Below are 12,377 nucleotides of genomic sequence, written 5' to 3'. Positions count from 1 at the left end.
TATTAAAACTTAAAGTAATGTATCAATTGTTAATTCAACTTGATTGACTTGCTCGATATCAAAACCTTTGGTCTGTCCTTCAAGTTCGCCAGCTTGCGTATCAACTTTATCGTCATTACTCACACGCGCTACCACTTTAACGCGTTTAAACTCAGCAAAGCTCATGCCCGCAACCATCGCATCACTTTCTGATAACGTTACTTGCAGCGGTAATTGCCATTGTGATTTTTTCACAACAGCTAACGGCATTGGTGGACCGCTTTCGGCTTTTGCAAATACAAATAACACACCATTACGCGGTAATTTGTCTTTCAGTTCATCTGATAACGTAATATTTACCGCGACTGAACGCACTTGTCCAAGTGAATTTTGTTTAGAAGTGTTAGATTGCTCAGCAACTTTCGCTTTTAACTCTTCAACGCGCGCTGACAACATTGCGTAGCTCGGGTTGGTTGTCGACATGCGTCCCAAAATAAGCTCAAACGCAGCAAGTGACTGCTGCCAATCACCACGCTCATAAGCAATTAGTGCGAGCATTGAGAGTGCGTCAGTATTGCTTGGTTCTAACTTTAATACTTGAGAAACCGCCTTCGCTGCTTGATTCATCGAACTTTCTGAACCTTCTAGCATCAGCACTTGTGCCTTACTAACTAGCGCGTTTACGCTTTTTGGGTTCATCGCAAGCGCTTTATCAAACGACATATTTGCTGCTTCAAAATCATTTAGCATAAGCATAATGCGGCCAAGTAACAACCAAGCCATCTCGTCGTCGCCCTGCTCGGCTAATTTAGTACGCAGACCTAACGCCAGCTGTTGCATCTCATTATTAGACAAAGGTTCGCCCTGCTGCAATACCGCACGCTTGCCGAGCTCTGGTAAGTTATCTTTCGCTTGCTGCCACTGAGTAAGTAAGTTATAGCTGCCTGTCATTAAATAAAACACCGCGCAGAATGTTAGCGTAAACATACTTGCCGTGAGCGCAATAACCGAACGGTTACCGCGCTGGCTTAATTGTTGCTCAGGCGCAAGCTCTTGTAATAAAGCTTTTTTTTGCTCAATTACCGCAGTGTTATAGGCATCGTCACTCAGTTTACCGGTATCAACTTCTTGTTTTAATTCATCAAGACGCGACTCATAGTCTGAAATACGAAGTGCGTTTGCATTAGGACTCGTTTTTACCGCTTTTTCTTTACGAATAAATGGAAAAACGACGAACAATAAACCAAATACAATTAACGCAGCAGCATAGATATAAAATGACGTGATCATGCTACTTCCTTATACTTGGCAATCAGTTTTGACAGTTTTTGTTCATCTGCATCCGTCCACGTTGAACGACTTTGTGCTTGTTTCTTTTGCTTAAATAAAATAAACACAAAACCAAGCAACACAAAGCCAAGTGGTAACACCCAAAGAAGCAGTGTTAACGGTGTCACTGGCGGCTTGTAGTGAACAAAATAACCATAGCGATCGATCATATAGTCAACCACTTGGTCTTTAGTATTACCCTCTTGTACTAGCTGAAGCACTTTATCACGTAAGTCTTTAGCAACCACTGCATCGGAGTCTGCAATATTTTGGTTTTGACATTTTGGGCAACGTAATTCAGCCGTTAATTGGCGAAATAATTGCTCTTCTTCTGCGCTATTAAATTGATATTGGTTCTCGGCGGCAAATAGCTGCGCAGCAAATACCGTTAATAAAACCATTAAAAAATTCTTCATTACTGGAGCTCTAATAACTTAGGTGCAAACTTGGCACGCCATACTCGTTCATTAATATCACCGGTGTGATGTAAAATTATCTTACCGTTTTTATCTACTAGGAAGTGCTCTGGCGCACCCGAAACACCTAAATCTAACGCCAGTGTGCGATTAAGATCGAGAATGTTAAATTGATACGGGTCACCTGTGCGCGCCAACATACCCTTTACTTCACTTTGCAATGCAGGTAAATCAAACACATCACCAAAGTCTGGGTCATAGCTTTGTTCGTAATACAAACCGATAATTTTTACACCTTGTCCGCGCAATTTAGTCAAATAAGGTAATTCAATTAAACACGTTGGGCACCAAGTCCCCCACACATTTAATAAGTACACTTCGCCGAGTAAATCTTTATCGCTCCAGCGCTTATTCTCATCCATTAGATCCGGCAGACTGAACGTTGGCATAGTGTGCCCTATACGCCCAGTTTCAATTTCCTTTGGATTACCAAATAAACCTTTCAGTAAAAAGACACACAGCACAGCAAAAATAATAAACGGCACTAACATTAAAGTTTTGTTTTTCATGCAATAGCCCCTTTAATGGTTGCCTTAGATGCCGCCGTTTTACGGCGATAGCGCTTATCAAGCATCATAAATACACCAGCAAGCGACATTAAAATACCACCAAGCCACATCCAGCGTACAAACGGCTTTTCGTAAATACGCAGTGCCCACGCGCCGTTACTTAGCTGTTCACCTAACGCAAGGTATAAATCACGACTTAACTTGGCATCGATAGCCGCTTCAGTCATTACTTGCATGCCTACATCGTATTGACGTTTTTCGGCGTAAAGCTCTGTTACTTTTTGGTTATCTTTAAAGACAGTTACAACGCCAGCATGACCTTTATAGTTAGGGCCAACAATGGCTTTAACACCGTCAAAACGATAATTGTAATCATTGAGTTGAACTTGCTCACCAGGGTTAACTTTTACTTGTTTTTCTACCGAGTAAGCTGACGTTAGCGTGACACCGAGTACCACAAAAGCAAAGCCTAAGTGAGCAGTATGCATCGCCCAAAAACTGTTACCCAATTTTGTCAGTGACATGCCTTCTTTGCTTAACTTTTCAAACAAATCAATCGCCACTGTTAAACAAACCCAAAGGGCAAAGAAAACACCCACTAAGGTGGTAGTCGACACATTTTCATAACTTGAATAAAGCCATGCAAAAGTAACGACAGCTGTCACAACAAGTGCACCAACCAGCTTTTTCATAACATGAGAAAACTTATTTTGTTTCCAGCGCAGCATAGGCCCTAAGCCTAATAGTAAAGAGAACGGCATTAACAAGTAGAAGAACATTTGATTAAAGAAAGGTACACCAATTGAAATTGTGCCCATTCCAAGCTCTTTGTGCACCATAGGCAATAAAGTACCAAGCAGTACTATTAACATTGAAACACACAATAATAAGTTATTGAGCCATAGCGCTACTTCACGAGAGAAAAACTTATAACGCGACGTCGATTCGACCGTGCCCGCTCTTAATGCATAGAGTAGCAAACTACCGCCTACAACAATGGCAAGGAACGACAGAATAAACGAACCACGACCTGGATCAGTGGTAAAGGCGTGTACCGATACAATAATACCCGAACGCACAATAAAGGTACCAAGCAGTGTTAACGAGAACGCTGCAATCGCGAGTAATACCGTCCACGACTTAAATACGCCTCGTTTTTCAGTTACCGCAAGTGAGTGGATAAGTGCAGTTGCTACAAGCCATGGCATTAGTGATGCATTTTCAACTGGATCCCAGAACCACCAGCCGCCCCAGCCAAGCTCGGCATAAGCCCACCAAGAACCAATCGTAATACCAAGTGTTAAGAACAACCACGCGGCCATAGTCCAAGGCCGTGACCATTTTGCCCAGGTATTATCTAACTTGCCCATTAACAGCGCCGCAATCGCAAATGCAAACGACACCGATAAACCTACGTAACCCATGTACAATAAAGGTGGGTGAATAATCATGCCCGGATCTTGTAACAATGGATTTAAATCGTGCCCTTCGATTGGGAAATAAGGCAGTAAACGTTCGAATGGGCTCGACATTAGCAGCGTATAAAGAATAAAGCCTAGGCCTAAAAAGCCTAAAATAGACAGTACGCGCGCACGCAATTGCCACGGTAATGATTTAGACGCAAATGCAACAATCGCCGTCCAACCTGTTTGCATTAATACCCAAAGTAATACCGCACCTTCGTGACCGCCCCAAGTAGAGGTTACTTTATAGTACCATGGCAAGGTTGTACTGCTGTGACTTGCAACATAAGCAACCGTGAAGTCATCTATCAAGGTTACATAAATTAATATACCAAATGAAATCGCAGTAAAAACAAACTGCGCTAAAGCAAACGATGGTGCGCTTTGCATTAGGCGTAAATTGCCTTTTACAGCACCATACATAGGATACACACTGAGTAATATCGAAAACGCTAGCGCCAGCGTTAACGATAAATAACCTAATTCAGCAATCATAATTAGTAACCGCCGTTATTTAGGTTATATTTTGGTTTTTCGTGTTTAATGCCCTTAACTGCTTCAGCAACATCAGCAGGCATGTATTCTTCATCATGCTTAGCAAGTACTTCGAACGCTTCGATGACATTAGGTTCAATTAGCACGCCCTGTGCCACAATACCCTGACCCTCACGGAATAAGTCTGGAAGAATACCGTGATAACGGATCGTTACTAAAGGACCGGTATCAATCAGTTTAAATTCAACATCTAACGATTCTTCGTTACGTACTACTGAACCCGGTACAACCATACCGCCAATGCGTAACTTTTGACCGACAAATGGCTTTTCTTTATTTGGCCCTTTACCTTCAATTAGCTCTGACGGGGTATAAAATAAGTTGATATTTTCTTGCAACGCGTAAAGCGTTAAGCCAATTGCCGAGCCAATACCCAAAAGCACCGCAATAATGGTAAACATTCGTTTTTTACGTCTTGGATTCACAGCCCCTGCTCCTTCGCCTTTTTAATACGTGCTTCGCGCGCAATTTGCGATTTTACATCTTCTAAAATTTTGCCGTGAGTGCGTTTACTCGATATAAAAATACCTAATAAAATCACTGCACATGCCCCATATGAGAGCCAGACATAAAAGCCATAGCCACCCATCGCGAAAAATTCTGAAAGCGAGTTAAACTGCATTTTTACCTCCACTCACTAAATTACGCACCCAGGGGCGGTGCTTTTCTCTTTCTAAAATTTCATTCTTTAAACGCATTAGCACGATAACAGCCATTAAGCATGCAAATGCCAAAATATTAATAAGCAATGGATATAGCATGCTGCTATCAATTGCTGAACCATCAAACTTGGTAATCGTTGAGCCTTGGTGCAAGGTGTTCCACCACTCTACTGAGTAATGAATAATAGGCACATTAACTACACCAACCATGGCTAAGATACATGATGCGCGACCTGCTGCACCTTTATCTTCAAAAGCGTGATAAAGCGCAATCACACCAACATATAAAAACAATAAAATCAGCATTGTGGTTAAGCGAGCATCCCAAACCCACCAAGTACCCCACATAGGTTTACCCCATGCAGCACCAGTGATTAAGGCAATTGCTGCGACTGCTGCGCCCACTGGTGCAATAGCAATTACGGCCAATTCAGCATTTCGGATCTGCCACACCATGGCAATAAATGCGGTAATTGCCATTGAGGTGTAAGCCCCCATTGACAATATGGCGGAAGGAACATGAATAAAGATAATTCGATAACTGTCTTTTTGTTGATAGTCAGCTGGCGCATACGCAAGACCCCAAGTCCAACCCACAATCAAACCAATCACGGCAACGACGGCAAAGTACGGCATCAAGGTATTGCATACTTGATACGCTTTTTCTGCTTTCGCATATGGATGTAACCACTTCCACATAACTAACTTACACTCACTTTTAAAGATGATGAAACGGCAAATGGCGCTAATACACTTGCACCGGCAAGCAGCGCCCCTAATATGGCTAGTTGACCCGAGTAGTCAAGCGACATAGAACCTGCGTCGATTGCAGATGTCGCAAAAATTAGTACCGGAATATACAAAGGCAATACCAACAAGCTAAGCAGTACGCCGCCTTTTTGTAATCCCACAGTTAACGCCGCACCTATCGCCCCAATTAGGCTTAACAACGGCGTACCAATCAGTAGCGTCAACAAGGTCGCCGTTAACGCTTCGCTTTCTAAATTAAGTAATAAGGCGAACATGGGTGTCATTAGCACCAAAGGTAACCCAGTAACCGTCCAATGTGCAGTAACCTTAGCTAACACGGTCAATGATGTTGGAAATGGACTTAACATCATTTGCTCTAACGTACCATCCACGTAATCATCGCGGAACATTTTATCTAAACCTAGCATGGTAGAGAGCAATGCAGCTACCCAAATGATTCCTGGTGCCATACGCGCTAATAGATTAGGCTCAGGACCAACCCCTAACGGAAATAAGGTGATCACAATGATAAAAAATAAAACAGGATTAATAATTTCTGAGCGCTGACGAAATGCCAACGTCAGATCTTTTTTATAGATACTTGAAAATAAGCGCCAGTAAGAATCGTGAGTTTTCATTTAGAAACGGTACTCCAATACTAAGCGCGACAGCTCGGGGAAATGTTCTGTTAGGTCTTGGTGGCTAGTTAAAATAATCGCGCCACCTTGTGCTAAATGTTTTTTGAATTGCTGCTGCAATAGCACCACGCCTTTTTTATCCACCGCAGTAAAGGGTTCGTCGAGCATCCAGAGTGTTGCTTTGTTAAGCCAAAGGCGCGCCAGTGCAACACGACGTTGTTGCCCAGCCGAGAGTAAACGTACTGGCACATCTTCAAGGCCTACTAATCCAAGTTGCGCTAATACATCGTGTAAATCTTGCTGTGTTTCTAAACCATGGGTTTCAAGCCAGAAGGCAAGATTTTCAACTGCAGTTAATTGACCATTTACCCCAGTTTTGTGACCAATATAAAGCGTATCACTTGCAAATTGCAGATTATCTTTGGCAATGTCTTGACCTTGCCACAAAACCTTGCCCGATTCAGCACGCACAAATCCCGCTAGAATACGTAGTAGCGAGGTTTTACCCGCACCATTTTGCCCTTCTAACTGGACAATTTGCCCTTGATGTAATTCAAAAGAGAGATCTTCAAATAAACATCTATCTTGCCGAATGCAGCAAATTGAATCTACTTTTAACAAGTTTAATCATCTCTCGACCTAAAATTGGGCATTAGTCTAACATAATGGTATTGTAAAACGTAATCTCCTCGATAAGAGAAATTGGCAATAGCTTGATTTAAAACAGATGACCGATATTCAATCTTTGCTAAATGTTGTTAGTAGCGCCACTGTTGATACAGAGCAAAGCGCGTTATCGCAATTAAGCCCCACACAGCAAGACCAAGTAAAACAATTGCAACAGTTAATGCAGCAGTTGAATTTACCCACAAAAACAAGTCAAAAATTGCTCACTGCACTGCTAAACGAAACACTCAATATTAGCAATGTTGATATTAGTAAAAATAAGCTGTCGTTTAATTTACCTCAACTAACACCAAAGCTTATTGAGCTAATTATTCCTAATCAAACAATACAGTTACAGACAGATAAGGCACAGGTAACATTAAGCACCTCGCTAACTGACTTGTTAGTCTCTCTGCCAAAGCATGAAATTAAGTTACCAAACAACGTGGTTTTTCAGCTTCTTAAACTCGCCACAAACGATATCAGTGCACAGCCTACGCTCAAATTACCAGCTCACATTGTCAATCAACCCAATTTACTTGCGGTTGAATCGCAAAAAGCCTCAATCACCAGTGATTTACCAAAAAACTTAGTCAGTTTAGTTAAGCACAATCAACCCGCAATAATTGAAATAGCGACTAAACAAGAGAAATTTAGCTTTAGCGTAAAACTCGACAAACACAGCCAACCGGTGCTAACCCAACCTTTGTCGATGAAAAAAGTAATTGATTTGATTAAGCTGCAAAATGCACCGCTACAACTTGATACCGCGAAAGCCCCAACGATTAAAATTAACCAAAATGCCGTTCAATTGCCGTTAGAAAATCATCTTGTATCAAATCAGATACTCAAGCCGAATCTAAAAAATTTAGGTAATAAGGCGGTGCTAACGGTGCCAAAACTTGAAATGACAATTAAATTAGTTCAATCAGATACTAAACAGCTAAAGGCGCAAGACTTTATTGCTGCACCTAAGCCACAAAGCCATCAGCTACCCGTTATTAATCAACTTACATCGTTAAAAGCAAGTGTCGCTAAACCGCTACTTGAACCCATTATGGCAAGTATCCGCTCGCTATTATCAGGACGAGAAGTCACGATTAAACATGCCGCACAAGGCAGTATCAACATACAAGTGACTACAACAAACCAAAATGCAAAAGCAGATGTTACCTTAGCTAAATTTGAGATAAAAAGCGGCACTGAAAAACTTCCTACATCGCCTATTCAAAGCAAAGCGCCAGTTCAAAAAGCACCGATTTACGCTCGCCCTCTTGTCACCACTCCCTCGCTTAAACCAAGCGCGAGTCTACAAGTTCCAATTGTTGCGCCCAATCAAAGTGCAATTAATATTAAATCGAATCATAGCGAGCTTACTGCCAAACTAGAGGCTACAGCAAAACAAAATCCACTCAGCATTTTGACCCAGCAAATTAGTAAACTTGCGTCAGAACCAAAATTGCCTGAACCATTAGCCCGATTAGTAAATCAAGCGTTTACACGAATAATCAGCGAAGGCACAGCGGTGCCACAAACTGTGCTGCAATTGAAATCGGTAGTAGCACCACTGCAAAATACCCAAACTGATACATTGCAAACGCCTTTTGGCGCGATGGAACACGCCAAAATTTCTCTTGCAAGCAACGGCGTTTTACAACAAGCAACGCTCAATCATGAGCTGCAAGGCAAACTTGAAAATTTACTACCCATTTTACTTGGACTGTCGAAAGGGCTAACAAATAAAAAAGACAGTAAATCCCTAAAAGGCCAGTTAGCGCTGCCAGCATTACTACAAAAAAATATGACAGACAGCCTTAGCGCGCTACAAAAAGGGTTGCAAGGAAATGCCAGCAGCACATCACAACAAACGAGCAGTACCGAACAACCACAAGTCAATATGCAGTTTTCAATACCCATGCAACAAAATGAAAAACTAGCCACAGCACCTATTTCAATTGAAGAAGAAAAACGAAAAACGAAAAACGGCGAATTGGTATCTGTATGGCGTATTAATTTAGCGTTTGAAGTAGAAAATTCAATTCTAAATATTGGTGCAGAGCTTATTAAAAAGCAGTTATCTCTCAGTTTTAACTCATCCCATACGCGATTGATTGAAAAAGCAAAAACCCAAGCGCCTTTATTACAACAAAAACTGACGCAACACGGTATTGAAGTAACACAAAGCGAATTTCATGTATCAGAACAACAATCACTGTCAACACGCTCCGGCATAGTTAACATTAAGGTGTGATATGACAACGCAAAAATCAGCAATCGGCTTAATATATGATGGCCAAGGCGCACCAGAAGTAAGCAGTAAAGGGTTTGGTGAATTAGCCGAATACATAATTCAGTATGCGAAAGACAATGATATTTTACTTCATCAAGACGAAGCGCTAGCAAACAGCTTAGCAAACCTCGAAGTGGGGCAAGAAATTCCAGAAGAGCTTTATTATGTTATTGCTGAACTCATCGCATTTTCATATGTACTGCAAGGAAAATTCCCACCGGGCTGGTTAGCACTGCACAATAAATTAGATGTAAAGGTGTAAGCTTATACCAATTTACTTATGTAGCTGTTCATTCTAGCGGACTAAATATCACGCTAACTGCGTTAGAATTTATCAATGCACAACAACTACATAGGAAAAATTCCGCCGTGTTATCATTTCATTTATCCTGCGCTATCCCTGATCTCATGCTTAACAGAATTGGGATTATTTGCACTTGTGTATGCATAAGTACATCAATATACAGAGGTAAACGCTAAAGCTAATTGAACCGTTGTGAATTTAGTTCTATATCGAAGCCTAGCGTTAATCGGTTATTTAATGCAGTTTGAGGCGCAATGGAAAGGTAACCTAGAGCAGCCGCCCTAGGTTAGAAAGTAGTAATTACTCACCTTCTTTTTGGTGAAGCGTAAATAACAACTCAGCTTCTGCGCGAGGCAATTCACACTCTCGCATCACTTCTTCAATATCAGCCCCAAGCTCAATCATTTTCACTGCGCGTGAGTAAATTTTAGACTCAGGATCAGCCAACTGAATATCTTGTTGTTTTTGTTTTAGCTCTTGCGTTTCAGATTGAAGTTCCATCACATGCTTACCAATTTTAAGTAGGCCCGAGCGGATCTCTTCTATTTCGTTTTTATTAATTGTTTGCTGTTTGGTTAACTGCGATTCACTTTGTGAGTTAACAATTTGCACCTGCTTTAAACGCGAAAGCGCGCGAAACGCAACAACACAGGCACAAACCGCAACACAAAGCGCAAGAATAGAGATAATTTGCCAAATCATTAGAAATTACTTAGCTCATCCCACTCTTCATCACTTAGAAGTTTATTTAGATCGACTAAAATCAGTAATTCGCCATCGCGATTAGAAACACCTTGGATAAACTTAGCACTTTCTTCAGTGCCGATATTTGGTGCGCTATCGATTTCAGATGTGCGTAAGTAAACTACTTCTGCAACGCTATCAACCAAAATACCAATCACTTGCTTTTCAGCTTCAATAATCACAATACGCGAGTTGTCGGTAACCTCTGCACTTTGTAAACCAAAGCGAGTACGTGTATCAATTACTGTAACCACGTTACCACGTAGGTTAATAATACCTAGCACATAACCCGGAGCGCCTGGTACAGGAGCAATTTCACTGTAACGCAACACTTCTTGCACTTGCATTACATTAATACCGTACGTTTCTTCACCTAAGTGAAACGTAACCCATTGCAATACTTCATCATTTACGTCGGTTGCATTTGACGAAAGAACTCTTTCTTCACTCATTTTTAAGCTCCTATCCAATGTGGATATGTATTAACTGCTACTAACTAAACGACTTAGCGCTATGCGTCATCGTCTTGGCTATCTAAACCTTGATCTAATAATTCAGTCATTGCTGATACATTAATTAAAGCACACATTTTCTCTTTAATTAATCCCGCTAGCCATGGTCTACGACCACCTTTATCACGCCATTTAATATCTTGATGCGATAAACTGACATTATCAATTAAACGCTCAGCTAACAGCCCCCAGTTAGATTCACCTAACATTATAAGATACTGATAGTTTAGCGCTTCTTCTAACTTTTTGTTATATTTTTCTGGCATTACCCAACGCGCAGAATCAACTACGTTGAGCTTTTGTTCACGATGAAGCATCACCCCTTTAAACCAATCTGGCTTGCCAAATATTTGATTTACTTCACCTAATTGGTAGATTCCACCTAATGCCTTAAGCGGTACAGCAAGCGTTAATCCTGCAACTTCAAAGTAAAGCGCCTGAAATTCGTCATCATCATATGTGGCATCTTGCGTGCGTGCTGGCGGTAAAGCAACTTCAACCGCTTCAACCACCTCTACCTTAACTTCCGGTGCAATTACAAGCTCTTTTACAACTGGCTTTGCTATTACCTTTTCAGTTGTAGCCTGCTGATGCTCGGCAGCTTTAACTTCAACGTCACTTAATAAATTTTCAACTGGGTTAGCGACTGAGTCGCGCGCAATATCTTCTTGCAATAAGGCATCTAGATACTGCTTCATTACCTTTTCATTTGCAAAAAGTTGCTTAGTCATTCACTGCCTCTTCAATGTGTTCTAGCAAAGAAGTATAAGCAAATACCCCGCGTGATTTAGGACAATATTTGTGTGGTGCCTGCATGGCTAAACTTGCATCTCGTAATTTAGTATCGACCGGAACGACGCCCGGCCATACTTTTTCGCCATAAGTGGCACGTAATTTTTTATATGCTTCAAGTGACGCTTTAGTGCGCTTATCGTACATAGTAGGGACAATCGTATAGTTATACGATTTATTTTGTGAACTTTGCATTAGTTCCATAGTGCGCATCATACGGTCTAGGCCCTTTAGTGCTAAAAACTCGGTTTGCACTGGAATTAATACGCGGTTGCATGCAGCGAGTGCGTTAACCATTAATACACCAAGTACTGGTGGGCAATCCAAAATCGCAACATCGTATTCGTCACTAATTTTATCGAGTGCATTGCGCAAAATAAGACCCATACCACTTTTTTTACCGAGACTTCTATCTAGTGTGGCAATTGCCATAGTAGCTGGCAAGATATCTAAATTTTCTACCCCTGACGGGCACAGAGATTGCAAAATTTCTTCACGAGCCATGGTTTTACCACGTGAGAAAATATCAAACACACTCACTTCTAGCTCTTCAGAGTCAATACCAAAATAATAAGTCAATGACGCGTGTGGATCGGTATCAATCAGCAACACACGTTTACCACGAGACGCTAATAAGCCTCCCAAGGTGACTGTGGTTGTGGTTTTACCCACACCGCCTTTTTGATTTGCTACCGTCCAAATTTTCAA

15 protein-coding genes are annotated in these 12,377 nt (G+C 41.4%); 2 read left to right on the top strand and 13 right to left on the bottom strand.

What is annotated here, in order from left to right:
• Nucleotides 1-9 precede the first annotated feature (9 nt).
• Genes ccmI through ccmA form a run of 9 tightly spaced genes read right to left on the bottom strand, consistent with a single transcriptional unit; the run spans nucleotide 10 to nucleotide 6,982 of the window.
• Nucleotides 10-1,269 carry a c-type cytochrome biogenesis protein CcmI gene (ccmI, locus tag PSPO_RS04855; protein WP_010560548.1) on the bottom strand — a complete coding sequence of 420 codons (1,260 nt, stop codon included), beginning with the start codon at nucleotides 1,267-1,269 and terminating at the stop codon, nucleotides 10-12.
• Complete coding sequence (locus tag PSPO_RS04850) at nucleotides 1,266-1,724, bottom strand: cytochrome c-type biogenesis protein (protein ID WP_010560549.1); 459 nt, start codon at nucleotides 1,722-1,724, stop codon at nucleotides 1,266-1,268. Before PSPO_RS04850 ends, ccmI begins: the two co-directional genes overlap by 4 nt.
• Nucleotides 1,724-2,293, bottom strand: a complete 570-nt coding sequence (locus tag PSPO_RS04845; RefSeq protein ID WP_010560550.1) for a redoxin family protein — start codon at nucleotides 2,291-2,293, stop codon at nucleotides 1,724-1,726. Before PSPO_RS04845 ends, PSPO_RS04850 begins: the two co-directional genes overlap by 1 nt.
• The gene (locus PSPO_RS04840) at nucleotides 2,290-4,251 is read right to left on the bottom strand and encodes a heme lyase CcmF/NrfE family subunit (protein ID WP_010560551.1); all 1,962 of its coding nucleotides are present in this window, start codon (nucleotides 4,249-4,251) and stop codon (nucleotides 2,290-2,292) included. The genes PSPO_RS04845 and PSPO_RS04840 overlap by 4 nt, the downstream gene beginning before the upstream one ends.
• 2 nt (nucleotides 4,252-4,253) lie before the next feature.
• The gene (ccmE, locus tag PSPO_RS04835) at nucleotides 4,254-4,736 is read right to left on the bottom strand and encodes a cytochrome c maturation protein CcmE (protein WP_010560552.1); all 483 of its coding nucleotides are present in this window, start codon (nucleotides 4,734-4,736) and stop codon (nucleotides 4,254-4,256) included.
• Nucleotides 4,733-4,933: a heme exporter protein CcmD gene (gene ccmD, locus PSPO_RS04830; RefSeq protein WP_010560553.1), complete on the bottom strand. Its 201-nt coding sequence runs from the start codon at nucleotides 4,931-4,933 to the stop codon at nucleotides 4,733-4,735. The genes ccmE and ccmD overlap by 4 nt, the downstream gene beginning before the upstream one ends.
• A complete protein-coding gene (locus PSPO_RS04825) occupies nucleotides 4,923-5,672 on the bottom strand; it encodes a heme ABC transporter permease (RefSeq protein ID WP_010560554.1) in 750 nt (249 codons plus the stop codon). The genes ccmD and PSPO_RS04825 overlap by 11 nt, the downstream gene beginning before the upstream one ends.
• Nucleotides 5,673-5,674: 2 nt before the next feature.
• Complete coding sequence (ccmB, locus tag PSPO_RS04820) at nucleotides 5,675-6,361, bottom strand: heme exporter protein CcmB (RefSeq protein WP_010560555.1); 687 nt, start codon at nucleotides 6,359-6,361, stop codon at nucleotides 5,675-5,677.
• On the bottom strand, nucleotides 6,362-6,982 hold the full coding sequence (gene ccmA, locus PSPO_RS04815; RefSeq protein ID WP_010560556.1) for a cytochrome c biogenesis heme-transporting ATPase CcmA: 621 nt from the start codon (nucleotides 6,980-6,982) through the stop codon (nucleotides 6,362-6,364).
• Nucleotides 6,983-7,088: 106 nt separating this feature from the next.
• Between ccmA and PSPO_RS04810 the strand changes: the two genes are divergently transcribed.
• Nucleotides 7,089-9,278 (top strand): hypothetical protein, encoded by a 2,190-nt coding sequence (locus PSPO_RS04810; RefSeq protein WP_010560557.1) that lies wholly within the window; start codon nucleotides 7,089-7,091, stop codon nucleotides 9,276-9,278.
• 1 nt (nucleotide 9,279) lies between these two features.
• Nucleotides 9,280-9,579, top strand: coding sequence for an EscU/YscU/HrcU family type III secretion system export apparatus switch protein (locus tag PSPO_RS04805; RefSeq protein WP_010560558.1), 300 nt, complete (start codon nucleotides 9,280-9,282; stop codon nucleotides 9,577-9,579).
• Between the two features lie 342 nt (nucleotides 9,580-9,921).
• Here PSPO_RS04805 and PSPO_RS04800 read toward each other — a convergent pair whose 3' ends face one another.
• The 4 genes from PSPO_RS04800 to PSPO_RS04785 are packed head-to-tail and all read right to left on the bottom strand — an operon-like array spanning nucleotide 9,922 to nucleotide 12,377.
• Nucleotides 9,922-10,323, bottom strand: a complete 402-nt coding sequence (locus PSPO_RS04800) for a DUF2802 domain-containing protein (RefSeq protein ID WP_010560559.1) — start codon at nucleotides 10,321-10,323, stop codon at nucleotides 9,922-9,924.
• Nucleotides 10,323-10,817, bottom strand: a complete 495-nt coding sequence (locus PSPO_RS04795) for a chemotaxis protein CheW (protein WP_010560560.1) — start codon at nucleotides 10,815-10,817, stop codon at nucleotides 10,323-10,325. The genes PSPO_RS04800 and PSPO_RS04795 overlap by 1 nt, the downstream gene beginning before the upstream one ends.
• A 59-nt stretch (nucleotides 10,818-10,876) precedes the next feature.
• Nucleotides 10,877-11,608, bottom strand: coding sequence for a chemotaxis protein CheW (locus tag PSPO_RS04790; RefSeq protein WP_010560561.1), 732 nt, complete (start codon nucleotides 11,606-11,608; stop codon nucleotides 10,877-10,879).
• Nucleotides 11,601-12,377 carry a ParA family protein gene (locus PSPO_RS04785; protein WP_010560562.1) on the bottom strand — a complete coding sequence of 259 codons (777 nt, stop codon included), beginning with the start codon at nucleotides 12,375-12,377 and terminating at the stop codon, nucleotides 11,601-11,603. Before PSPO_RS04785 ends, PSPO_RS04790 begins: the two co-directional genes overlap by 8 nt.

It is taken from the genome of Pseudoalteromonas spongiae UST010723-006, from assembly GCF_000238255.3.
GTDB classification, from domain to species: domain Bacteria; phylum Pseudomonadota; class Gammaproteobacteria; order Enterobacterales; family Alteromonadaceae; genus Pseudoalteromonas; species Pseudoalteromonas spongiae.
Note: the sequence above shows the minus strand (reverse complement) of the source record. Positions and strands in the feature narration are given on the sequence as shown.

Bases quoted from the DNA above. Each gene is read 5' to 3' on its own strand.
- ccmI (WP_010560548.1), bottom strand. From the start codon at position 1,269: ATGATCACGTCATTTTATATCTATGCTGCTGCGTTAATTGTATTTGGT.
- PSPO_RS04850 (WP_010560549.1), bottom strand. From the start codon at position 1,724: ATGAAGAATTTTTTAATGGTTTTATTAACGGTATTTGCTGCGCAGCTA.
- PSPO_RS04845 (WP_010560550.1), bottom strand. From the start codon at position 2,293: ATGAAAAACAAAACTTTAATGTTAGTGCCGTTTATTATTTTTGCTGTG.
- PSPO_RS04840 (WP_010560551.1), bottom strand. From the start codon at position 4,251: ATGATTGCTGAATTAGGTTATTTATCGTTAACGCTGGCGCTAGCGTTT.
- ccmD (WP_010560553.1), bottom strand. From the start codon at position 4,933: ATGCAGTTTAACTCGCTTTCAGAATTTTTCGCGATGGGTGGCTATGGC.
- PSPO_RS04825 (WP_010560554.1), bottom strand. From the start codon at position 5,672: ATGTGGAAGTGGTTACATCCATATGCGAAAGCAGAAAAAGCGTATCAA.
- ccmB (WP_010560555.1), bottom strand. From the start codon at position 6,361: ATGAAAACTCACGATTCTTACTGGCGCTTATTTTCAAGTATCTATAAA.
- PSPO_RS04810 (WP_010560557.1), top strand. From the start codon at position 7,089: ATGACCGATATTCAATCTTTGCTAAATGTTGTTAGTAGCGCCACTGTT.
- PSPO_RS04805 (WP_010560558.1), top strand. From the start codon at position 9,280: ATGACAACGCAAAAATCAGCAATCGGCTTAATATATGATGGCCAAGGC.
- PSPO_RS04800 (WP_010560559.1), bottom strand. From the start codon at position 10,323: ATGATTTGGCAAATTATCTCTATTCTTGCGCTTTGTGTTGCGGTTTGT.
- PSPO_RS04795 (WP_010560560.1), bottom strand. From the start codon at position 10,817: ATGAGTGAAGAAAGAGTTCTTTCGTCAAATGCAACCGACGTAAATGAT.
- PSPO_RS04790 (WP_010560561.1), bottom strand. From the start codon at position 11,608: ATGACTAAGCAACTTTTTGCAAATGAAAAGGTAATGAAGCAGTATCTA.